Raw genomic sequence first — 22,691 nt, 5'->3', positions numbered from 1 at the left:
CTCTACTTCTTTGCTGCGCGCTTGGCCGGAGCCTTCTTCGCGGGAGCCTTCTTCGCGGGAGTCTTCTTGGCCGGGGCCTTCTTGGCTACGGTCTTCTTGGCAGCCGTCTTGGCCGGAGCCTTCTTGGCTACCGTCTTCTTGGCAGCCGTCTTGGCCGGAGCCTTCTTCGCGGCGGTCTTGCGCGCCGTGGTCTTGGCGGGCGCTGCCTTCTTGGCGGCGGTCTTCGCGGGAGCTGCGGCCTTGCGCGCGGTGGTCTTGGCCGGTGCCGCCTTCTTGGCAGCTGCCGTGGTTGCCTTGCGCGCGGTCGTCTTCACAGCTGCCTTCTTGGCAGCCGTCTTCTTCGCCGCAGCAGTTTTCTTGGCCGGAGCCGCAGCCGAGCCACGCTTGACGGCCGGACCGGTGGCAGGCAACTTCTGTCCGCCTGCGATGACGGCCTTGAACTGTGCGCCGGGCCGGAACGCTGGAACGTTGGTCGGCTTGACGCGGACAGTCTCGCCGGTGCGGGGGTTCCGCGCGACACGTGCTGCGCGACGACGCTGCTCGAACACACCGAAGCCTGTGATCGTGACGCTCTCGCCTCGGTGCACTGCGCGCACGATGGTGTCGACGATGTTCTCGACAGCCTCTGTGGCGCTCCGCCTGTCAGACCCCAACTTCTCGGTCAGGGCGTCGATCAGCTCTGCCTTGTTCATGGATTTCCTCCGCTATATTGTGGCCCATCGTCGGACCGACTACTACAACGGTAAACCCCAAGTCGTCAAGAGTCTATGCGCCACGCCAATTTTCATGACGTGTCGCGGAATGATTCACGGCCGCAAAGCGTGTCGGACCCCCTCCAGGTCAGCTTTTGTGCGGGGCTTCGATCCGCGCCGGGAGCGTCAGGGGTTTGTATGACGGCCTTGACTTTTCGTACTCCGCAATGGCCTCTACCTGGCGCAATGTCAGTCCGATGTCGTCCAGACCTTCCAGCAGACGCCATCTGGTGTAGTCGTCAATCGCAAAGCGCACCACCAAAGTTCCAGCCGTTACGGTCTTGTCGACGAGATCGACAATTATTTCCAATCCCGGCTGTTCTTCTAAGGCTTTCCACAGCAATTCGACGTCCGACTGCTCGACTTCGGCCGCCAGCAGCCCGGCTTTGCCCGAGTTTCCGCGAAAGATATCGGCGAACCGAGACGCGATCACGACCCTGAAACCGAAGTCCGAAAGCGCCCAGACGGCATGCTCGCGTGACGATCCCGTCCCGAAATCGGGCCCGGCAACGAGCACCGAACCTCGGTTGTACGGCTCGAGGTTCAAGATGAAGTTCGGATCCGAGCGCCAGGCCGCGAACAACCCGTCCTCGAATCCCGTGCGGGTGACCCGCTTGAGGTAGGACGCGGGGATTATCTGGTCGGTGTCGACATTGGACCGCCGCAGCGGAACTCCGATACCGGTATGCCGAGTGAAAGCTTCCATCGAATTGACTCCTTGTGCGTTCGATCGATCCGGGCCGACAGCGCTTCTACGCGAGATCGGCCGGAGAAGAAAAGGTTCCGCGAACCGCCGTAGCGGCCGCGACCAGAGGTGAGACGAGATGAGTTCGACCGCCCTTGCCCTGCCTGCCCTCGAAGTTGCGATTCGAGGTCGACGCCGATCGCTCGCCCGCAGCCAACTGGTCGGGGTTCATTCCCAGGCACATCGAGCATCCGGCCTGTCGCCACTCGGCTCCCGCGGCCGTGAATATGTCGCCGAGGCCTTCCTCTTCCGCCTGTGCTCGCACCCGCATGGACCCGGGTACCACCAACATTCGCACCCCCTCGGCAACTGTGCGGCCCTCGAGGACCGACGCCACGGCGCGCAGATCCTCGATCCGGCCGTTGGTGCACGAACCGACGAACACGGTGTCGACGGCGATCTCCCGGATCGGTGTACCCGCTTCGAGACCCATGTACTGCAGGGCCTTCTGGGCCGCTACCCGCTCGCTCTCGTCGGTCATCGACTCCGGGTCGGGCACGGAACCACCGAGCGGCACACCCTGCCCCGGATTGGTTCCCCACGTGACGAACGGAGTCAGCGTGTCGGCGTCGATGTGGACCTCACTGTCGAACACCGCATCCGGATCGGTCGCGAGCTCGTTCCATGCCGCCACCGCGGCGTCCCAGTCGGCTCCCTGGGGGGCGTGCGGACGCCCCGCGAGATACTCGTAGGTGATCTCGTCCGGGGCGATCATCCCTGCCCGTGCGCCGGCTTCGATCGACATGTTGCAGATGGTCATTCGCGCTTCCATCGACAATTTCCGAATGGCCTCGCCGCGGTACTCGAGTACGTACCCCTGGCCGCCACCGGTTCCGATCTGGGCGATCACCGCGAGAATGAGGTCCTTGCTCGTCACACCGGGGGCGAGTTCACCGTCGACGGTGATCGCCATCGTCTTGAACGGACGCAACGACAGGGTCTGGGTGGCCATCACATGCTCGACCTCGCTCGTTCCGATTCCCATGGCGATGGAACCGAAGGCACCATGCGTCGAGGTGTGGCTGTCGCCGCACACGACGGTCATGCCGGGCTGGGTCAGACCCAACTGCGGACCGATGATGTGCACGATGCCCTGATCGAGGTCACCCATCGGGTAGAGCCGAACGCCGAATTCCTCGCAGTTGCGGCGAAGGGTGTCGACCTGGGTACGCGAGACGAGATCTGCGATGGGCGCGAAGATGTCGGCCGTGGGGACATTGTGATCCTCGGTCGCGATCGTCAGATCGGGGCGTCGAAGTCCACGGCCGGCCAACCGCAGACCGTCGAAGGCCTGCGGGCTGGTCACCTCGTGTACGAGGTGAAGGTCTATGTAGATCAGATCCGGCTCACGCGCTCCGTCTTCTCCGCCGCCTCGGACCACCACATGCTGGTCCCATACCTTCTCCGCCAAAGTCTTCGGTGTTTCGGACATCGGTGTCGCAGACCTCGTCTTTCCTGTCGCCGCGCCGGGCGAACGGGGTGGTTCATTCGGCGCATGATCGTCTCGACATCATGCTCCTCGACGCTCGCGTGATCTCACAATTGTGCGATCTCAGCATTCGGGAGGCTAATATCGTTCTATGAGACAGCATAGCCTGGGTGGCCTCGTAGACCAATCGAGCGGTATCGGAGTGCTCGACAAGGCGATGGCAGTGCTGCACGCAGTGGCCGAGAAGCCATGCAATCTGGGCGATCTCTGCGCTCGAACCACCCTGCCCCGCGCCACCGCACACCGACTCGCAGTCGGACTGGAAACCCACCGCCTCCTCGTTCGAGATGCCGACGGCCTGTGGCGTACCGGGCCGGGACTAGGAGAACTCGCGTCGAGCGCCTCGGATGCACTGCTCGACGCGGCCGCCTCCGTGCTACCGCGCCTGCGCGAGATCACCGGAGAGAGCGTGCAGATTTATCGGCGCGAAGGATCGGTCCGTGTCTGCGTCGCCTCCATGGAGCCCCCGACCGGACTTCGAGACACTGTCCTCGTGGGCGCCCGGCTCCCGATGACGGCTGGTTCCGGAGCCAAAGTCCTTCTGGCATGGGCAGATTCGCAAACCAAACGTATCGTGCTTCCCGAAGCGGAATTCAGTGAGCGCGTCCTCATCGAAGTTCGACGACGCGGCTGGGCACAGAGCGCAGGAGAGCGAGAACCCGGCGTCGCGAGCGTCGCAGCGCCGGTGCGCGACGGCAACGACGCTGTGGTGGCGGCGATCTCGGTATCGGGACCCATCGACCGAATCGGCCGCAAGCCCGGTGCGCGCTGGGCCGCCGATCTACTCGCAGCGGCCGACGCACTGCACAAGCGACTCTGAGCACCGACCGTGCGCCCAGCAGCACTACCGAAAAAGAAACTGATCGCGCGCAGAAAACGGAGTACGTTCGTCTCGAACGGCCCCACCGGCCGGTCGTCGACTGCGAGGAGTCACCCATGCCCGAATCCGGCAGTGAAGAACTGAAGAAGAAGTTCCGCGAGGTACTGGAGCGCAAGAACAGCAAGTCCCACAACTCCGTCGAGCACAAGGACGGTGGACCCAAGGTCGGCAACGTCCACGGTCCGGCCGACCATCAGAAAATGTTCCGGCGCAAGAGCGTCTGACACCCTCCCGTACCGCAACCGACACCCGCCCGGACATGACAACACCCGGACATGACAACACCCGGACATGACAACACCCTCCCGGTCCGAGGACCGAGAGGGTGTTGTCTGTTGTAGCCCCGACGGGATTCGAACCCGCGCTACCGCCTTGAGAGGGCGGCGTCCTAGGCCGCTAGACGACGGGGCCAGGAACTTCACCTGCATACTTCGAGCAAGACTCGTGTCGTATCGAACGAGTCGCTGAGTCAGCATAACTGCCTCAGCACCGGCGGCAAAATCACCGCTGATGGCTGCTGGGGTACCAGGACTCGAACCTAGAATGGCGGTACCAGAAACCGCTGTGTTGCCAATTACACCATACCCCAAAGGACTTGAATCGAATTGCTCACCGCGTTCGGTGTGCACTGCGTTTCGAGCCGGGATAGAGACTATCAAAGGTGCCTACCCATTCTCCAAATCGGCTGCTCAGAGCACCCGAAACCTCCCGGTGTCGCACTCGTCCGGGCCCCGGACTGCGATCCTCGCACCTGCCGCGAACCTGCTCTGCACGCCCGAACGCGCGTCGAGCAGACTTGTTCGTCATGACCGCGCGCACGTTCCGCCGAATCCGATGAAGGTCCTCGTCGTCCCTCGCGGCCACCAGGCAGTGCTGACGCGTCTCGACGACGACGGCTCGGTATGCGGCGATCCCACCGTCGTCGACGATACTGCCGCGGCCGTCGCCGAGCTCGAACGTGCCGAGCAACCCAGGTGGGTGTGGCAGGACACCGGGCGGATCTACCCTCGCCTGCTCGCGAACGACGTACGCGTGCGCCGCTGTCACGATCTTGCGTTGGTGGGTGCGATTCTGGCGATGCGCACCGGCATTGCGACTGCCCCGTCACTGCCCGCGGACCTGCGGCCGGGATTGTTCGACGCCGATCCTCACTCCGACCCCGCAGCGGTGCTCGAGGAGTACCGACGCCAGCTACTCGAGATCGGCGACGATCGCGCACTGCAACTGCTGGCGGCGGCCGAGTCGGCCGGGGCTCTGGCCGCGGCGGAGATGACCTACGACGGATTGCCGTTCTCGGCTGCGGCGCATCGCCGTCACCTCGAGTCGATGCTCGGGGCCCGTCCCGTCGACGGCTCGACTCCCCCGGCTCTGGTGAAACTGGAGAGCGAGATCTCCTCGGCGTTCGGCAGACGCGTCAACCCGTCCTCTCCGGTGGAGGTGGTGGCCGCATTCGCACGTTCCGGAATCGAACTGACATCGACTCGCGCACACGTCATCCGCGAGGTGAACCACTCGGCTGTTCCGTTACTGCTGCGCCATCGCGATCTGTCGAAACTGCACACCACGAACGGGTGGCAATGGCTCGACACCTGGGTACGAGACGACCGATTCCGCCCGGTCTACGTTCCCGGTGCCGTGGTCTCGGGCAGGTGGGCGAGCCGCGGCGGAGGCGGCTTGCAGATCCCGAAGCCGTTGCGAGCGAGCGTGATCGCCGATTCCGGCCACACCTTCGTCGCTGCCGATGCGGGCCAGCTCGAACCACGAATCCTCGCTGCGATGTCCGGCGATCCACGCATGGTGGCCGCGGCAGGCACCGCGGATCTCTACGCACCGGTGGCCGCGGAATCGTTCGACGGTGATCGCGGCCATGCCAAGGTCGCCGTTCTCGGGGTGCTGTACGGCGCGACCTCGGGTGAGGCACGCGGATTGCTGACACGCCTACGAGCGAAGTTTCCCGGCGCCGTCGCCCTCGTCGAATCCGCTGCCCGGGCGGGCGAACGAGGCGAGGTCGTCCACTCCTGGCTGGGCCGAGCATGCCCACCGCCATCGGCGCAGTGGTGGTCGAACGGAGACGCGCACGCGCGGGGGCGTTTCACCAGAAACTTCGTCGTTCAGGCCACCGCCGCGGAATGGGCATTGTGCCTGCTGGCGGATCTGCGTGGCCGGTTGGCCGAGGGCAGCTTCGGCGACAGTGAACTGGTGTTCTTTCAACACGACGAGGTGGTGGTGCACTGCCGGCTGGCCGACGCCGATCGGGTATCGGAGGCCGTGTCGTCGGCGGCGTCGACGGCGAGCCGACTGATGTTCGGCGATACTGCGGTGCGCTTTCCCATGGAGACGAGAATCGGCCGCTTCTACGGGGCTTCGGCGTCCGATTCGGAGGAGGATGTCGACTGAGCCCGTGCCGGTTCCTCGAACGTCACCTCGATGTCCTCGAAAGCCTTACTGCGCTGAGCTTCTGCCTGTCCGGTGTAGGTGAGTTTGTCGCCCTCGGTCAGGTCCACGTCGTCGACGAACGGAGCCAGCAGAGACCGCGGAAACAATCGATCGACACGAACGACGTTGATCTCGATGCAGATCACGATCGACACCGCGGTCACGTACATGAACGCCAACAATCCGAGCACGACCGCGAACACACCGTTCGCGACGCTCGCATTGCCGACGACGTACTTGACGTACACGCTGCCGAAGGTCTGCAGTAGCTGCCAGGTCAGACCGGCCACGATCGCTCCCGGCAACACCTGCGAGATCGACACCGGACGCACTGTCGCGAGTCGGAACGCCACGACGAACACTCCGACGTAGAACAGGGTGCCGAGCACGAACACCACGAACCCGGATTCCGAGCCGAAATACCCTGCGGCACTGAGTACGTTCACTGCCGTGATGGCGAGAACCGCCAGCCCGACCGTACTGAGCAGACCCAATCCGCGCAGGCGGGCTCGAAGGGGATCGGGCCGCAAGTTCTTCGGTACGACCCACGCGATGTTCATCGCGTTCTGCAACGCAACGGACACCCCGAGGCCGCCGTACAGGGAGCCGAGGACGCCAACGACCAGACCGAGGGTGCCCCCGCCGATGCGTTCGGGTCGCCCCAATTCGTCCCCGATCACCGGGATCTGCCCGAGCGCGGAGTTCAGGATCTGTTGCACCAGCTCCGGGTTGCCCCGTAACACGATCCCCAGGATCGTGGAGAAGAGCAGCAGCGCAGGAAAGAGCGAAACGAAGGCGTAGTACGCGATCAGGGCGGCGAGGTAGCCGCCCTGATCGTCGACGAACTTGTAGATGACCGCGATGGGGAATCCGAGCACTGGCCGACGGCGCTGCAGTCGGTCCAGCCGGTCGGTCACGCTCACCGGACGCTGCGACCGGACGCCGGAGTGCGCATCTGGCAGACCATCGTCACGCGATGCGGGCGCGGGCGGCTGCCAGACGTGCGAGAGTCTTCTCGCGCCCGAGCAGTTCCATCGACTCGTACAGCGGCGGGCTGATGTGCGAGCCGGTCACTCCCACCCGAATCGGCGCAAACGCTTTGCGCGGCTTGAGTTCCAAGGTGTCGATCAGTGCGAGTTTGAGAGCGGTTTCCAAGTCCGCGGTCGCCCAGGTCGCCGTTGCCGTCAGTGCCGCGATTGCGGCGTCGAGGACCGGCGCGGCGTCGGCACCGAGATTCTTGGCTGCCGCGGCAGGATCGATCTCGAAATCCGCCTCGTCGACGAACAGAAACTTCAGCAGTCCCCATGCGTCCGAGAGCACGACGATTCGGGTCTGCACCAACTCGGCGGCAACGGCGAAGACCTCGTCGTCGATCGGTTCGACCAGATTCCCCTGCCCGAGAAGATAGTGCCGCAACCGAGTCGCGAAATCGTCGGTCGTGAGCATCCTGATGTGCTCGGCGTTGATCGCGTCGGCCTTCTTCTGATCGAAACGCGCCGGATTCGAGTTGACCGAGGAGATCTCGAATGCCGCCACCATCTCGTCGAGCGAGAAGACGTCGTGATCGTCCGAGATTCCCCAGCCGAGAAGGGCGAGGTAGTTCAGCAGTCCCTCCGGGATGAACCCCCGGTCGCGGTGAATGAAGAGGTTGGATTCCGGATCGCGCTTGGACAGCTTCTTGTTGCCCTGCCCCATGACGAACGGCAAGTGTCCGAACTCGGGTGTTCGATCGGCAACGCCGATTCGGATCAACGCCTCGTAGAGGGCCAGCTGACGAGGCGTCGAGGACAGTAGGTCCTCGCCGCGCAGAACGTGAGTGATCCTCATCAGGGCGTCGTCGACCGGGTTGACCAACGTGTACAGCGGAACGCCGTTGCCGCGCGTCAATGCGAAGTCCGGGACCGTACCGGCCCGGAAGGTCGTCTCCCCGCGTACCAGGTCGTTCCAGGTGAGGTCGTGATCGGGCATCCGCAGCCGCACGACGGCTCCACGGCCCTCGTCCAGAAAGCTCTGCCGCTGCTCGGGGGTCAGGTCGCGGTCGAAGTTGTCGTAGCCGAGTTTGGGGTCGCGGCCTGCGGCCTTGTGCCGAGCTTCGACTTCCTCCGGGGTGGAGAACGACTCGTAGGCTTCTCCTGCCTCGAGCAGCTGCTGCACGACGGCCGTGTGCTGGTCGCGACGCAACGACTGACGGTAGGGCTCGTACGGGCCGCCCACCTCGGGGCCCTCGTCCCACTCCAGGCCGAGCCAGCGCAAGGCATCGAGCAGGGCGGCGTAGGACTCCTCGGAGTCGCGCGATGCGTCGGTGTCCTCGATCCGAAAAACGAAGGTTCCACCGTGATGCTTGGCGAATGCCCAGTTGAACAGAGCAGTTCTCACCAGGCCGACGTGCGGGGTGCCGGTCGGAGACGGGCAGAACCGTACGCGAACCTCTGTTGCTGTGGTCATCGTTGCCCTACTTCTTCGCTGCGACGGGATTGGTCAGGGTGCCGATTCCCTCGACGGTGATCGAGACGTTGTCACCGTCGGTGATGGGTCCGACCCCTTCGGGTGTTCCGGTGAGGATGACATCGCCCGGGAGCAGCGTCATCACCGCCGAGACCCATTCGATTATCGCCGGAATATCGTGCAGCAGAAGCGAAGTGCGGCTCTGTTGCTTGACGGCACCATCGACCTCGGTCTTGATCTCGAGATCGGATGGATCGAGTGCGGTCTCGATCCACGGCCCGAGCGGACAGAAGGTGTCGTGCCCCTTGGCGCGAGTCCACTGCCCGTCGTGCTTCTGATGGTCGCGGGCCGAGACGTCGTTGGCGACGGTGTATCCGAGCACCACCTCGTACGCCTTGGCCGCGGGGACGTCCTTGCACGGACGGCCGATCACGATGGCCAGCTCACCCTCGTAGTGCACCTCGTTCGACGACGGTGGCAGCACTATGGCGGCACCGGGACCGACGATGGAGGTGTTCGGTTTGATGAAGATCACGGGATCCTTCGGTGCCTCACCGCCCATCTCGGCCGCGTGCGCGGCGTAGTTCTTACCGATGGCGATGACCTTGCTGGCAAGGATGGGCGCGAGCAGTCGGACGTCGGCCAGTGGCCACGACCGACCCGTGAATGTGGGTGTGCCGAAAGGATGTTCGGCGATTTCCTTCGCAGTCTGCGAATCACCGTCACCTTCGATACTCACGAATGCCACACCATCAGGACTTGCAATTCGACCGAGACGCATGTCGAAAGTCTATCGACCGTGGTTCTCCGTCCGACGACACCGTCCGTTCCGTGGACCTTTCGCGGGTGTAATGTTCCGTCTGAGTTCCACATCTCAAGAAACAATGTCCATATATTGGGAATTGGAAGGACGCCATGAACGCCACCGAGCAGTTGTCCGAGATCGGCGAGGCACGCCGGTGGTTCATGCTCGTACTCGGAATGCTCGCGCAGACGGCCGGCGCAGTCTTCATCAACGGCGCCGCATTTCTCATTCCCGCCCTGCACGACGACCGGGGGCTCGGGCTCGCAACCGCGGGATTCGTCGTGGCGATGCCCACCGTCGGCATCATGCTCACCCTCATCGCCTGGGGCGTACTCGTCGATCGCATCGGCGAGCGTCTCGTTCTGGCGGTCGGCCTCGGACTCACGGCGGCGGCGAGTATCGCGGCGGTCGTGAGCACCTCCATTCCGATGCTGGCCGTCCTGCTGTTGATCGGCGGCATGGCGGCCGCAAGCGCCAACAGTGCGAGCGGACGGGTGGTGGTGGGTTGGTTCCCACCGCATCGACGCGGACTCGCCATGGGGATCAGGCAGATGTCGGTGCCGCTGGGAGTGGGGATCGCCGCTCTGACCATCCCGCCCGTCGCCCGCGATCACGGCGTGGGAGCGGCGTTGGCCGTACCGGCCGTCGTGTGCACGGTGAGCGCACTGATGTGCCTCGCGGTGGTCGATCCGCCACGGCCCAATCGCGCCGACGCGGCCGCTCAGGGCTTGCTCGACAATCCCTACCGTGCCCGCAGCGAGCTGTGGCGCATTCATGCCACGTCCGTCCTGCTGGTGGTGCCCCAATACGTGGTGTGGACGTACGCACTCGTCTGGTTGATGACCGACAGAGGGTGGACGGCAGCTGCGGCAGGCGTCCTGGTCACAGCGACCCAGATCCTCGGGGCCATAGGCCGAATGAGCGTGGGTGCGCTCTCCGATCGTGTCGGAAGCCGGATGAGACCTCTTCGATGGGTCGCCGTCACTGCTGCCGCCAGCATGCTCGGACTCGCTGTCGCGGACTGGTTCGACTCCCCCGCCGCGATCGTTCTGCTCGTCATCGCATCCATCGCCACCGTTGCTCCGAACGGTCTCGCATTCACCGCTGTGGCAGAGATATCCGGACCGTACTGGAGTGGACGCGCACTGGGGGTCCAGAACACCAGTCAGTACGTGTTCGCTTCGGCTGTACCGCCGGCGTTCGGTGCCGTGGCGGCCGTCAGCTTTCCTCTTGCGTTCCTGATCTCGGCCGTCTTTCCCGCGCTCTCCGTACCGGTCGTTCCCGCAGATCCGGCCCCCGAAGGCCTCGGCGAGGATCGGGACCGAGCCGGCTGACTCGGCATCGATCAATGCCCGTGAGACAGAAGATGCCACGGTCGGGCCGGGCCCGCCGTGGCATCTTCGCGTTCGATTCGGCTACAACCGGGCGGCGATGCGCGCGCCGATCTCCTTGGTGGTGCCGGTCGTGGTCCCGCGCTCGGCCAGATCCGCCGCGACCGCGGCCTCGACCCGTTCGGCGTTCGCCGTGTCGCCGAGGTGTGCCAGCAGCAGCGACACCGACAGGATGGCAGCCGTCGGATCGGCCTTCTGCTGTCCGGCGATATCGGGAGCGCTGCCGTGCACCGGCTCGAACATGCTCGGATTGGTACCGGTCGCATCGATGTTTCCGCTTGCGGCCAAACCGATTCCGCCGGTGACTGCTGCCGAGAGGTCCGTCACGATGTCGCCGAACAGATTGTCGGTGACGATGACATCGAATCGGCTGGGATCGGTGACGAGGTGGATCATCGCGGCATCGATGTGCTGGTAGGCGACCTCGACATCCGGGAACTCGGCAGAGACCTCCTCCACCGTGCGAGCCCACAGGCTACCGGCGAAGGTCAACACGTTGGTCTTGTGGAGCAGCGTCACGTGCTTGCGCCGCGTGAGCGCCCGCTCGAAACCATTGCGCACCACCCGCTCCACCCCGTAGCGAGTGTTGACGCTGACCTCGGTCGCGACCTCGTGTGGGGTACCGACACGAAGCGCTCCGCCGTTCCCGGTGTAGGGCCCTTCGGTCCCCTCACGCACGACGACGACGTCGATTGTCTTGTCGCCTGCCAGCGGACCGACGACACCGGGATACAACTTGGCCGGACGCAGATTGATGTGGTGATCGAGCTCGAATCGAGCCCGCAGCAGCAATCCACGTTCGAGGACGCCGCTGGGAACCGAAGGATCGCCGATGGCTCCCAACAGGATGGCGTCGTGCTCGCGTAACTCCGCCAGTACCGAATCCGGCAGCAGCTCGCCGGTGGCGTTGTAGCGACGCGCACCGAGGTCGTACTCGGTCTTGTCGCTCCCGGGTGCAACGATGTCGAGGACGGCGAGCGCCTCGGTCACGACCTCGGGCCCGATTCCGTCTCCGGCGATGACAGCCAGCTTCATCTCACTCCTCATGATTCTTCGGCGTCCGACCGATCTGTTGGCAGAGCAATCAGGACAGGTCGACGAGCTCGATGGTGGACGCACCGACCGCGGCGGCGATGCTCTCGCGCACCTCCGCAGGCACGTTCTTGTCGGTGCGCAGCAGAATCGTGGCGCCGTCGCCCTCGGAGTCCTGGCTGAGCGCGGCCGCCTGAATGTCGATGCCGGCTTCACCGAGCAGCGTGCCGATCCGGCCCAGGCTGCCCGGCTGATCGGCGTAGCTGACGATGAGGTTCTTGCCTGCAGCCCGCAGGTCGAAGTTGCGACCGTTGATGTTGACGATCTTCTCGACCTGCGTGGTGCCGGTGAGAGTGCCTGCCACGTTCGAGACCGAACCGTCGCCGTACACGGCCCGGACGTCGACGACGCTGCGGTGGTTCTCACTCTCCGAGGCGGTGGTGACCTCGGCGGTCACGCCGCGCTCCTCGGCGAGTGCCGGGGCGTTGACGAACGTGACCGCATCCTCGATGACGGCGGAGAACAGCCCTCGCAACGCCGACAGTTTGAGGATCTCGACGTCCTCGGCGGCGAGCTCGCCGCGCACATCGACCGAGAGCGAGGTGGGAAGTTCGGTGGACAGTGCCCCGAGCAGGACACCCTGCTTACGTACGATCTCGAGCCACGGCGAAACCTCTTCGCCGACGGCTCCGCCCTTGACGTTGACGGCGTCGGGAACGAACTCTCCTGCGAGAGCCAGCAATACCGACTTCGCCACATCGGTGCCCGCGCGGTCCTGAGCCTCGGTGGTCGACGCGCCGAGGTGTGGGGTGACGACGACCTGAGGCAGCTCGAACAGCGGGCTGTCGGTGCACGGCTCCGAGGCGTAGACGTCGATACCGGCGGCGAAGACATGACCGCTGGTGATGGCGTCGGCCAGCGCCTGCTCGTCCACCAGACCACCGCGTGCGGCGTTGACGACGATGACACCGGGCTTGGTCTTGGCCAGTGCTTCCTTGCCGATGATGCCCTTGGTCTCGGGCGTCTTCGGCAGGTGCACCGAGAACATGTCTGCGCGCTCGAGCAGTTCGTCGAGGCTGACCAGTTCGATGCCCAGCTGCGCGGCGCGAGCGGCCGAGACGTAGGGATCGTAGGCGATGATGTGGGTCTCGAAGGCGGCGAGGCGCTGAGCGAACAGCTGACCGATTCGGCCGAGTCCGACGACACCGACCGTCTTGCCGAAGATTTCGACGCCGTTGAACTTGCTGCGCTTCCACTCGTGCTGACGCAGCGTGGCGTCGGCAGCCGGAATCTGGCGAGCGGCAGCGAGCAGCAGCGTCACGGCATGCTCGGCGGCGGTGTGGATGTTGGAGGTCGGAGCGTTCACGACCAGCACACCACGCTCGGTCGCGGCGGGGACATCGACGTTGTCCAGGCCGACTCCTGCACGGGCGACGATCTTGAGGTTGGTTCCGGCAGCGAGTACCTCGGCGTCGACGGTGGTGGCCGAGCGCACCAGGATCGCGTCGGCCTCGGGAACCGCAGCGAGCAACGCGGGACGATCCGGACCGTCGACCCAACGAACCTCGACCCCGTCGCCGAGTGCCTCGACGGTGGACTGCGCAAGTTTGTCGGCGATCAGAACGACAGGACGGCCTGGCTGGCTCACGTGGAAAACTCCCTATATCGGTTCGAGACGTGGTCGGTGAGAAATACGGCGGGGCTGTGCAGCACGAACAGTTTAGAGGCCCGAAGCGTCGACCTGTGACGGCACCTGACGTGACCGTCGAAGGGCACCGCCACGGATGTAGCAGTGCCCTTCGATCAGCGTGCGTCGGACCGTGATTCGCTGAGAATCAGGCCGTTTCGGTGATCGGGCGATCGACCCAGCTCATCAGGTCGCGCAGCTTCTTGCCGGTGACCTCGATGGGATGCTCGGCGTTGGCCTTGCGCAGGCCTTCGAGCTCGGTGTTGCCGTTCTCGACGTTGGCGACGAGACGACGGGTGAATTCACCGGACTGGATATCGGCCAGAATCGCCTTCATCCGCTCCTTGGTGCCGGCGTCGATGACGCGCGGTCCCGACAGGTAGCCACCGAACTCGGCCGTGTCGGACACCGAGTAGTTCATCCGGGCGATGCCACCCTCGTACATCAGGTCGACGATGAGCTTGAGCTCGTGCAGCACCTCGAAGTACGCCATCTCGGGTGCGTAGCCCGCCTCGACCATGACCTCGAAGCCGGTCTTGACCAGTTCTTCGGTGCCACCGCACAGCACGGCCTGCTCACCGAAGAGGTCGGTCTCGGTCTCTTCCTTGAACGTGGTCTTGATGACTCCGGCGCGGGTTCCGCCGATGCCCTTGGCCCAGGACAGCGCGAGCGCCTGGCCCTCGCCCTTGGGGTCCTGATCGATGGCGATCAGAGCCGGAACGCCCTTGCCGTCGACGAACTGGCGACGCACGAGGTGTCCGGGGCCCTTGGGGGCGACCATGCCGACGGTGACGAACTCCGGAGCCTTGATCAGGTCGAAGTGGATGTTGAGTCCATGACCGAAGAACAGCGCGTCGCCGTCCTTGAGGTTGGGCTCGATCTCCTCGGAGAAGATCTTGGCCTGGGCGGTATCAGGTGCGAGCACCATGATCACGTCGGCCCACTCGGAGACCTCGGCGGGGGTGCCGACCTTCAGACCCTGCTCCTCGGCCTTGGCGCGGGACTTCGATCCGGCTGCGAGGCCGATGCGCACATCGACGCCCGAGTCGCGCAGGCTCAGCGAGTGCGCGTGGCCCTGGCTTCCGTAGCCGATCACGGCGACCTTGCGGCCCTGGATGATCGACAGATCAGCATCGTCGTCGTAGAACATCTCGACTGCCACTGGTTGTTACCTTTCCTCTTGGGTTTTACGTGTGTTCGTCACTTCGGTCGCTACCGCGACGCAGTGATCGATTTCGGTCCACGTCCGACGGCAACGACTCCCGACTGAACTATTTCTCGAATTCCATAGGGGTCCAACATCTTCAGCAGCGCATCGAGCTTCGAGCGGGTGCCCGTCGCTTCGACCGTGACCGCCTCGGGCGAGACGTCGATCACCTTGGCGCGGAACAGATTGACCGTCTCGATGACCTCGCTGCGAACACTTGCGTCGGCCCGAACCTTGATCAGCACCAACTCGCGCGCCACCGAGGAATCCTCGTCCTGCTCGACGATCTTGATGACGTTGATCAGCTTGTTGAGCTGCTTGGTCACCTGCTCGAGCGGGAATTCGTCGACGGTCACCACGATGGTCATGCGGGAGATGTCGGGGATCTCGGTACCACCGACGGCGAGCGAAGAGATGTTGAAGCCGCGGCGCGAGAACAACGCAGCGACGCGGGCCAGCACACCTGGCTTGTCCTCCACGAGGACGCTGAGGGTATGGCTCGTGCTCACTGGTCGGTGCCTTTCACGTCGTTGTGCTGCGGATGTGGTGCCTGCTCACGGTGCATCGCCTCGTCGAGTCCCGGCTCACTGCCGACGGTCTCGTCCTCGTCGAACAGCGGCCGAATTCCGCGGGCAGCCATGATCTCGTCGTTACCGGTTCCGGCTGCGACCATCGGCCACACCTGAGCGTCGGCTCCGACGATGAAGTCGATGACGACCGGACGATCGTTGATCGCACGCGCCTCGGCGATCACCGCGTCGACATCCTCTTCCCGCTCGCACCGCAGACCGACGCAACCCAACGCCTCGGCCAGCTTGACGAAATCCGGAATTCGGACGGCACCGTGGGTGCCGAGGTTCGTGTTGGAGTATCGCTCCTCGTAGAACAGCGTCTGCCACTGACGAACCATGCCGAGGTTTCCATTGTTGATGAGCGCGACCTTGATCGGGATGCCCTCGACCGCGCAGGTCGCCAGTTCCTGGTTGGTCATCTGGAAGCAGCCGTCACCGTCGATGGCCCACACCTCGGCGTCGGGTAGGCCCATCTTGGCACCCATGGCGGCCGGAACCGCGTACCCCATCGTGCCGAGGCCACCGGAGTTGAGCCAGGTGCGCGGCTTCTCGTAGTTGATGAACTGCGCGGCCCACATCTGGTGCTGGCCCACTCCTGCGCAGTAGATCGCGTCGGGCCCGGCGAACTTACCGACCGAGGAGATGACGAACTCGGGCGACATGGAACCGTCGGAGGGGCGGTCGTAACTCAGCGGGTAGGTCTTGCGGATGCCGTCGAGGTACACCCACCACTGCTCGAGGTCGAGGGTGGTTCCGGTCGCACGATCGGCTCGCAACGCCTCGATGAGTTCGGTGATGACCTCGCGGCAGTCACCGACGATCGGCACGTCGGCAAATCGATTCTTGCCGATCTCGGCCGGGTCGATATCGGCATGAATGACCTTGGCACCCGGGGCGAACGACGAGAGCTGGCCGGTGACGCGGTCGTCGAACCGGGCACCGAGCGTGATCAACAGGTCACTGCGCTGCAGCGCGGCCACGGCCGCGACGGTGCCGTGCATACCGGGCATGCCCAGGTTGAGCTGGTGAGTGTCGGGGAACGAGCCGCGCGCCATCAGGGTGGTGACGACGGGGATTCCGGTCAGTTCGGCAAGCTCGAGCAGCTCGGCCGACGCGTTGGCCTTGATGACACCACCGCCGACGTACAGCACCGGCTGCTTGGCGTCGGCGATGTAGCGCGCTGCCTCGCGGACCTGCTTGCCGTGGGGCTTGGTCACCGGCCGGTAGCCGGGCAGACGCATCTCCGGCGGCCACGAGAACGTCGTCTGCGCCTGCAGAACGTCCTTGGGGATGTCCACGAGCACGGCACCGGGGCGACCGGAGGCGGCGATGTAGAACGCCTCGGCCATGATGCGCGGAATGTCTGCACCGTCGGTGATGAGGAAATTGTGCTTGGTCACGGGCATGGTGATTCCCGAGATGTCGGCTTCCTGGAAGCCGTCGGTACCGATGAGGCTGCGCGCCACCTGCCCGGTGATCGCGACGACCGGAACGGAGTCCATCTGGGCGTCGGCGAGCGGGGTGACGAGGTTCGTCGCTCCCGGACCCGAAGTCGCCATGCACACCCCGACGCGGCCCGTGGCCTGGGCGTATCCGGTGGCAGCGTGGCCTGCGCCCTGCTCGTGACGAACGAGGACGTGCCGAACCTTCTTGGAGTCGAAGAGCGGGTCGTACACCGGAAGGACCGCGCCACCGGGAATGCCGAAGACAGTGTCGACGTCGAGTTCCTCCAGTGCTCGTACGACCGACTGCGCACCGGAGACCTTTTCCGGCGCGACGTGGCGTCGCGATCCGTTGGTCGCCGCGTCTGCGGACGGGCTGCTGGTCGACGGACTTGCGGCTGACCCCGGCTTACGAGTCGTGGGCCCGGGGCGTGCGGTTGGTGCGCTCACTGATTGCTTCCTCAGGAATGTCGAATTGCTGGGCGATCTCTGGGCAAGAAAAAACCCCCGCCAGCGTGTGCTGTACGAGGGTGGCGCGTCGATGCGAGCTTGAACAATCGGCTCAGGCGATGACGCGCCGGCCGATTACGAGTATCCAATTCCGCTTCACGCGCTCGACGGTAGGCGCGCGCTCCGGGAAGAGTCAAGCTCGTCACGACGCAATCCCATTATGTGAGATCGCGTAGATGCAATGCGAAGATGAATGGGTGTCGTCTTCGCAGCAGTCCGAACCACCACTGTCATCCTCCCACACCGCTCCCGAGGCACCGAACGGCGCCGACGGACGGCAGCCGTCGACCACGCAGGTCATTCGCCTGCCGCGCCTGGCCCTCGTCGCCGTGGGGCTGCTACTGCTGGGCACGGCGCTGCCTGCCGTCAGCTGGCCGGCTGCCCTGGGATGGCTACTGATTCTGCCGATCCTCGCCTGCATCTGGGTGCTTCGCGTGCGCACCGTCATCACTCCCGAGGCCATCACCGCCCGACGGTTCATCGGCTCGGATGTGATCGAGTGGAACTCGGTACAGGGGCTGCACTTTCCGAACCGCCGCTGGGCCCGTGTGGTCCTGACCGACAAGACCGAGAAGTCGCTCCCCTTGGTGCGATTCGACCTGCTCCCCGAGCTCGCGGCCGCGAGTGGAGGACGCATCACCGATCCCTATGCAGCGGCCGCCGCGGATCGAGCCCGAGCGGAAGCAGAGGAAGCAGCGGAAGCCGAGGAAGCCGAACACGAGGACGAGCGGGCTCCCGAGAATCGCTAGCAGACCCGCCGAGTAACCTCGTCCGTGCGAATACCGCTGCAACGAACGAGGACAACGCACTATGCCGCCGCTACGCTCACGGGTCACCACTGTCGGACGCAACGCCGCGGGCGCACGCTCGCTGTGGCGCGCGACCGGGATGACCGATTCGGATTTCGGGAAACCCATCGTCGCCATTGCGAACTCGTACACCCAGTTCGTCCCCGGCCACGTGCATCTGAAGAATGTCGGCGAGATCGTCGCCGATGCCGTCCGAGCTGCAGGCGGCGTTCCCCGCGAGTTCCACACCATCGCCGTCGACGACGGGATCGCCATGGGTCACGGCGGGATGTTGTACTCGCTGCCCAGCCGCGAGATCATCGCCGACTCGGTCGAGTACATGGCCAACGCCCACACGGCGGATGCGCTGGTGTGCATCTCCAACTGCGACAAGATCACTCCGGGCATGCTCAACGCCGCGATGCGCCTGAACATCCCTACCGTGTTCGTCTCCGGCGGACCGATGGAAGCAGGCAAGGCCGTCGTCGTCGACGGCGTCGCGCAGGCCCCGACGGACCTGATCACCGCTATCTCCGCCAGTGCCAGCGACGCGGTGTCCGAGGCCGGCCTCGACGAGGTCGAGCGCAGCGCGTGCCCCACCTGTGGATCCTGCTCGGGCATGTTCACCGCCAACTCGATGAACTGCCTCACCGAGGCGCTCGGATTGGCACTCCCCGGCAACGGCTCCACCCTGGCCACGCACCAGGCTCGCCGGGCCCTGTTCACGCGAGCAGGCACGACCGTCGTCGAGGCCGCGCTGAGGTACTACCGCGACGAGGACGACTCCGTCCTCCCCCGCAACATCGCCACACCGGCCGCATTCCGCAACGCCATGGCGCTCGACGTGGCGATGGGCGGATCCACCAACACCGTGCTGCACACTCTCGCCGCCGCGCAGGAGGGCGAGGTCGACTTCGATCTCGACACCATCGACGCCATCAGCCGTCGGGTCCCGTGCCTTTCGAAGGTGTCACCGAACTCCGACTACCACATGGAAGACGTGCACCGGGCCGGCGGAATCCCGGCACTGCTCGGTGAACTGCGCCGCGCGAACCTGCTCGAGACCGATGTCTCGACGGTGCACACCAAGAGCTTCGACGACTGGCTCGACACCTGGGACATCCGGTCCGGCAATGCATCGGACGAGGCGATAGAACTGTTCCACGCCGCTCCGGGTGGGGTTCGTACCGTCGAGCCGTTCTCCACGGGCAACCGCTGGTCGTCTCTGGACACCGATGCCGCAGGTGGTTGCATCCGAGATCTGGAACATGCCTACACGGTCGAAGGTGGCCTGGTGGTGCTTCGCGGCAACATCGCGGTCGACGGTGCGATCCTCAAGACCGCAGGCATCGACGAGGACCTGTTCTCCTTCCAGGGTCCGGCATTGGTCGTCGAGTCCCAGGAGGAGGCCGTCTCGGCCATCCTGCAGAAGAAGATCCAACCCGGTGATGTGCTGGTGGTTCGGTACGAGGGCCCCAAGGGCGGACCGGGCATGCAGGAGATGCTGCACCCGACCGCCTTCCTCAAGGGTGCCGGTCTGGGCAAGGTCTGCGCACTGATCACCGACGGCCGGTTCTCCGGTGGAACCTCGGGCCTGTCCATCGGGCACATCTCTCCGGAGGCCGCCGCGGGCGGAGTGATCGGGCTCGTCGAGAACGGCGACCAGGTCCGCATCGATGTGGCCACGCGCACGCTCGAGATACTGGTCGACGACGAGACCCTCGAGACGCGTCGGGCGAAGATGACGGCCTCCGAGCGTCCGTGGCAGCCGGTGGATCGTCAGCGCACGGTCACCACCGCCCTGCGTGCTTACGCGGCTTTGGCAACCTCGGCAGACAAGGGCGCAGTCCGCTACGTCCCGTGAGCAGTACCGGACAGGCGGGAGTGCAGCCTGCGGAACGACCCGGACAGGCGGGAGTGCAGCCTGCGGATCACCCCAGGTGTGTGAAACCTCGTAGCCGGCTACGAGGTTGCACTCACCTGGGGTGATCGTCGTGCGAGATCAGCGGACGACGGGATTGGCTCCGTTGAGGAAGATCCAGATGCAGACTCCGGCGGCGATGCCGATGACGAGCGCGAGCAGCGATCCGATCCGCGGGCGAGTGGCCCATCCGCGGCGACCGTCGAATGCGATCTTTCCGGGACCGGTGAGGATGAGCGCCGCCGCTGCGAAGCCGAGCACAGTTTCGTACTCGACGCCGTCTGCGCCGAAGAACTGCAGACCGGGCGAGGCCATCTGCTTGAAGCACCAGGCGTTGATGATGGTCGCCAGCACGGCTGCTCCTGCCAGCGGCGTCGCCAATCCGAGGATCAGCAGCGCTCCGCCGAGGGTTTCGCCGGCAGCGGCAACGATCGAGAGAATCTCCGGGTACCGGAAGCCCGCGTCCTCGAGCAGGCTTTGAAAACCGTCCAGTCCGGGCCCGTTCCACAGCCCGACCAGTTTCTGCAGTCCGTGGCCGAGGAACACTGCTCCGACTGCTACCCGAAGTACGAACAAGCCCAGGTCGGTGCTGCCTCGACGCGCGGGGATCTCGACGGTCTCGGTTCGCACCTCGGGCTCCGGTACGACCGCGGGTGCTGCGGCGGCCGTCGAGGTACCGATGTGCTCGGTGGGCCGATCGGAGTATGCGGTCGAGGAGGTCGACGCGGACGCCGATGTGCGACCGGTGGACGAGTCCGAGTACGAGTCGGAGTACGCCGAGGGCCGGAATGTCTGCATCTTCTCGGTGGGCTGGGCGTCGGATGCGCCCGTGTCGGACGGTGCCGAGTACGGGAAGTCGAGTTCGTCGTCGGTGCGAGGCAGTCGGTCGGACCGCTGGGCACCGAATGCGGTCGTCGATTCACCGGAGGTCTCGGTCCGGTCCGGTGCAGGTGTGTCGGAAGCGGAGCGCGAGGGCGGAATCTTTTCGGTGGGATTGTCGTACGGGCTTTCGGCCGGTTCGTACGACGTATCCGGCCGGTTGGGGTCGCGCGGTGTATCGGTCACCACTCCAGAGTAGAGGCGATGTACCCCGATCACCCTCGTTCGCGCTCATGGCCGCGTGGCGAGTCTGTACCGCTGCTGACGTAACGTTCGAACCATGAAGCCGGTCGGAGCGTTTCCGCGAACTGCAACCGCCGCCGTCGTCGCCATGTCGATGACCGCCGTATTGCTCGCCGGGTGCGCCCGCTTCGACGACTCCAATTCCTCGCCCTTCACGCCGGCACCGGACATCGGTGCCGCCGAGCTCAGACCGACCACCCCCGCCGAGACCTCGCCACCACCGTATCCGAACGCCTGAACCCGCCCACACCTGAACGACCCCCGAAACGCAATCCAGCCCCGCACCGAAAACACGGTGCGGGGCCGGAAGAGGTCATTCGACAGGCTGATTCGGTCGAATCAAGGAGCAGACACCGCGGCCGTGCCACATCACCTCGAGCAGGTGTTGGTACAGCACGACAGCGCGAGGTCTACTGACCTAGTTCGCGTCGAGCTTCGCGACCGCGTCGTCGATCATCGGCACATAGCGCTCGAGCGCCCAGGGCACCGTCAGCGGATTGATGATGGACGACCCGGTGACGAACGACTGATCCGTCGGTGCCACGACCGAACCGCGGGACACGGCCGGAATCTGCTTGTAGGCAGGCTGATTCTCGGTGTCCGTTCGGTTCTGCGGGTCCGAGTAGAACGTGAAGATCAGGTCGGAATCGTTGAGCAGGTTCCCGTTCTCCAACCCGATGACCGACGAATCGGTGCCCTCGGTTTCGTCCAGTGTGTTCACCACCGGATCTACCTGCAGCCCTAGCCCGCGGACCATCGCGACGCGCTGCTCGTCGGCGAGAAACACTCCGAGCGTCCCGGGACCGGTGTTGTAGATGTACGAAAAGCTCACGTCCGCATACTCGGGGTGCTGGGCAGCGGCATCCGAGAAGCGGCTCTCGATCCTGTCGATCTCCTCCGCAGCCTTCTGCTCCTCACCCATGGCCTTGCCGATGACGGTGATCTGATCTTCCCAAGTCGTCGTCCACGGCTGCTCCTCGTACGCGACCACCGGAGCGAACGCGCTCAACTTGTCGAACTGATCCTGCGTCACTCCCGACCACGGCGCCCGAATCAGATCGGGATCGAGAGCGGCGACGGCCTCGATGTTCAATTCGGTTCCGCCGGTGAACTGTTCGGGAAGCTCGGCCCCCGCTTCGGTGACCGCGTCATGAATCCACGGCAGGTAGCCGGTGTCGTCGGCACCCCACGAATACTCCTCCACGCCGACCGGGACGGTACCCAGCGCGATCGCCGTTTCCGCCGAACCCTGACCGAGAGTGACGATGCGCTCGGGCTTCTCGGTGATGACCGCCTGGCCCAAGGCCGAGTCGATCGTCACGGCCGTGAACTCACCGCCGGAACGATCGGGTTCGCGGTCCTCGACACTCGAACACGCGACGACGACAAGAACTGAAGCGGCGAGCGCGGACAGTAGAGACGCACGGCGGGCAGTCCGTGGACCGACCCTGGGAGCTGAAAACATGG

At 65.0% G+C, this 22,691-nt stretch carries 20 protein-coding genes and 2 tRNA genes; 7 read left to right on the top strand and 15 right to left on the bottom strand.

Annotated features, from left to right (window positions below; translation table 11 throughout):
- Positions 1 to 2: 2 nt before the first annotated feature.
- From J1M87_RS15665 to leuC, 3 genes are all read right to left on the bottom strand, one after another.
- Positions 3 to 692 (bottom strand): HU family DNA-binding protein, encoded by a 690-nt coding sequence (locus J1M87_RS15665; protein WP_206490341.1) that lies wholly within the window; start codon positions 690 to 692, stop codon positions 3 to 5.
- A 148-nt stretch (positions 693 to 840) separates the two neighbouring features.
- Positions 841 to 1,458, bottom strand: coding sequence for a 3-isopropylmalate dehydratase small subunit (gene leuD, locus J1M87_RS15660; RefSeq protein ID WP_206490339.1), 618 nt, complete (start codon positions 1,456 to 1,458; stop codon positions 841 to 843).
- A 46-nt stretch (positions 1,459 to 1,504) separates the two neighbouring features.
- Positions 1,505 to 2,929: a 3-isopropylmalate dehydratase large subunit gene (gene leuC / locus J1M87_RS15655; RefSeq protein WP_206490337.1), complete on the bottom strand. Its 1,425-nt coding sequence runs from the start codon at positions 2,927 to 2,929 to the stop codon at positions 1,505 to 1,507.
- Positions 2,930 to 3,077: 148 nt separating this feature from the next.
- On the opposite strand from leuC, the gene J1M87_RS15650 reads away from it, so the two are divergent.
- Both J1M87_RS15650 and J1M87_RS15645 read left to right on the top strand, forming a co-directional pair.
- Complete coding sequence (locus tag J1M87_RS15650) at positions 3,078 to 3,806, top strand: IclR family transcriptional regulator (RefSeq protein WP_206490335.1); 729 nt, start codon at positions 3,078 to 3,080, stop codon at positions 3,804 to 3,806.
- A 116-nt stretch (positions 3,807 to 3,922) separates the two neighbouring features.
- On the top strand, positions 3,923 to 4,090 hold the full coding sequence (locus J1M87_RS15645; protein ID WP_206490333.1) for a DUF5302 domain-containing protein: 168 nt from the start codon (positions 3,923 to 3,925) through the stop codon (positions 4,088 to 4,090).
- 114 nt (positions 4,091 to 4,204) lie between these two features.
- On the opposite strand, the gene J1M87_RS15640 is transcribed toward J1M87_RS15645, so the two are convergent.
- Positions 4,205 to 4,277: transfer RNA gene (locus J1M87_RS15640), tRNA-Glu, on the bottom strand.
- 106 nt (positions 4,278 to 4,383) lie between these two features.
- A tRNA-Gln gene (locus tag J1M87_RS15635) sits at positions 4,384 to 4,455 on the bottom strand.
- Positions 4,456 to 4,700: 245 nt separating this feature from the next.
- On the opposite strand from J1M87_RS15635, the gene J1M87_RS15630 reads away from it, so the two are divergent.
- Entirely contained in the window at positions 4,701 to 6,263 is a 1,563-nt protein-coding gene (locus J1M87_RS15630) for a bifunctional 3'-5' exonuclease/DNA polymerase (RefSeq protein WP_206490331.1), read from the top strand.
- Here J1M87_RS15630 and J1M87_RS15625 read toward each other — a convergent pair.
- Genes J1M87_RS15625 through J1M87_RS15615 form a run of 3 tightly spaced genes read right to left on the bottom strand, consistent with a single transcriptional unit; the run spans position 6,221 to position 9,528 of the window.
- A complete protein-coding gene (locus J1M87_RS15625; protein WP_206490329.1) occupies positions 6,221 to 7,225 on the bottom strand; it encodes a YihY/virulence factor BrkB family protein in 1,005 nt (334 codons plus the stop codon). The two genes, J1M87_RS15630 and J1M87_RS15625, sit on opposite strands and share 43 nt — an antisense overlap.
- Before the next feature lie 46 nt (positions 7,226 to 7,271).
- Positions 7,272 to 8,747: a glutamate--tRNA ligase gene (gene gltX / locus J1M87_RS15620; protein WP_206490327.1), complete on the bottom strand. Its 1,476-nt coding sequence runs from the start codon at positions 8,745 to 8,747 to the stop codon at positions 7,272 to 7,274.
- A gap of 7 nt (positions 8,748 to 8,754) precedes the next feature.
- Positions 8,755 to 9,528, bottom strand: a complete 774-nt coding sequence (locus tag J1M87_RS15615; RefSeq protein WP_206490325.1) for a fumarylacetoacetate hydrolase family protein — start codon at positions 9,526 to 9,528, stop codon at positions 8,755 to 8,757.
- A 134-nt stretch (positions 9,529 to 9,662) separates the two neighbouring features.
- On the opposite strand from J1M87_RS15615, the gene J1M87_RS15610 reads away from it, so the two are divergent.
- Positions 9,663 to 10,886: an MFS transporter gene (locus J1M87_RS15610; protein ID WP_206490322.1), complete on the top strand. Its 1,224-nt coding sequence runs from the start codon at positions 9,663 to 9,665 to the stop codon at positions 10,884 to 10,886.
- Between the two features lie 81 nt (positions 10,887 to 10,967).
- Here the strand turns inward: J1M87_RS15610 and J1M87_RS15605 are convergent, their stop codons facing one another.
- From J1M87_RS15605 to J1M87_RS15585, 5 genes are all read right to left on the bottom strand, one after another.
- A complete protein-coding gene (locus J1M87_RS15605; protein ID WP_206490320.1) occupies positions 10,968 to 11,978 on the bottom strand; it encodes a 3-isopropylmalate dehydrogenase in 1,011 nt (336 codons plus the stop codon).
- Between the two features lie 49 nt (positions 11,979 to 12,027).
- Positions 12,028 to 13,623, bottom strand: coding sequence for a phosphoglycerate dehydrogenase (gene serA / locus J1M87_RS15600; RefSeq protein WP_206490318.1), 1,596 nt, complete (start codon positions 13,621 to 13,623; stop codon positions 12,028 to 12,030).
- A gap of 187 nt (positions 13,624 to 13,810) precedes the next feature.
- Entirely contained in the window at positions 13,811 to 14,812 is a 1,002-nt protein-coding gene (gene ilvC, locus J1M87_RS15595; RefSeq protein WP_170944858.1) for a ketol-acid reductoisomerase, read from the bottom strand.
- A 62-nt stretch (positions 14,813 to 14,874) separates the two neighbouring features.
- On the bottom strand, positions 14,875 to 15,378 hold the full coding sequence (gene ilvN, locus J1M87_RS15590) for an acetolactate synthase small subunit (RefSeq protein ID WP_206490316.1): 504 nt from the start codon (positions 15,376 to 15,378) through the stop codon (positions 14,875 to 14,877).
- The gene (locus J1M87_RS15585; RefSeq protein WP_206490314.1) at positions 15,375 to 17,333 is read right to left on the bottom strand and encodes an acetolactate synthase large subunit; all 1,959 of its coding nucleotides are present in this window, start codon (positions 17,331 to 17,333) and stop codon (positions 15,375 to 15,377) included. The genes ilvN and J1M87_RS15585 overlap by 4 nt, the downstream gene beginning before the upstream one ends.
- 257 nt (positions 17,334 to 17,590) lie before the next feature.
- On the opposite strand from J1M87_RS15585, the gene J1M87_RS15580 reads away from it, so the two are divergent.
- Both J1M87_RS15580 and ilvD read left to right on the top strand, forming a co-directional pair.
- Positions 17,591 to 18,142, top strand: a complete 552-nt coding sequence (locus J1M87_RS15580) for a PH domain-containing protein (protein WP_307830822.1) — start codon at positions 17,591 to 17,593, stop codon at positions 18,140 to 18,142.
- A 61-nt stretch (positions 18,143 to 18,203) separates the two neighbouring features.
- On the top strand, positions 18,204 to 20,045 hold the full coding sequence (gene ilvD / locus J1M87_RS15575) for a dihydroxy-acid dehydratase (protein WP_206490310.1): 1,842 nt from the start codon (positions 18,204 to 18,206) through the stop codon (positions 20,043 to 20,045).
- A gap of 138 nt (positions 20,046 to 20,183) precedes the next feature.
- Here the strand turns inward: ilvD and J1M87_RS15570 are convergent, their stop codons facing one another.
- Complete coding sequence (locus J1M87_RS15570) at positions 20,184 to 21,167, bottom strand: DoxX family protein (protein WP_206490307.1); 984 nt, start codon at positions 21,165 to 21,167, stop codon at positions 20,184 to 20,186.
- Between the two features lie 94 nt (positions 21,168 to 21,261).
- On the opposite strand from J1M87_RS15570, the gene J1M87_RS28705 reads away from it, so the two are divergent.
- Positions 21,262 to 21,462 carry a hypothetical protein gene (locus J1M87_RS28705; protein WP_241256971.1) on the top strand — a complete coding sequence of 67 codons (201 nt, stop codon included), beginning with the start codon at positions 21,262 to 21,264 and terminating at the stop codon, positions 21,460 to 21,462.
- Between the two features lie 180 nt (positions 21,463 to 21,642).
- On the opposite strand, the gene J1M87_RS15560 is transcribed toward J1M87_RS28705, so the two are convergent.
- The gene (locus J1M87_RS15560) at positions 21,643 to 22,689 is read right to left on the bottom strand and encodes an iron-siderophore ABC transporter substrate-binding protein (protein ID WP_206490305.1); all 1,047 of its coding nucleotides are present in this window, start codon (positions 22,687 to 22,689) and stop codon (positions 21,643 to 21,645) included.
- Between the last annotated feature and the right edge of the window lie 2 nt (positions 22,690 to 22,691).

The organism is Rhodococcus sp. KRD162 (assembly GCF_017168335.1).
Taxonomy (GTDB): Bacteria; Actinomycetota; Actinomycetes; order Mycobacteriales; family Mycobacteriaceae; genus Rhodococcoides.
The sequence above is the reverse complement of the archived record's forward strand: the minus strand, read 5'-3'. Positions and strand labels throughout refer to the sequence as shown.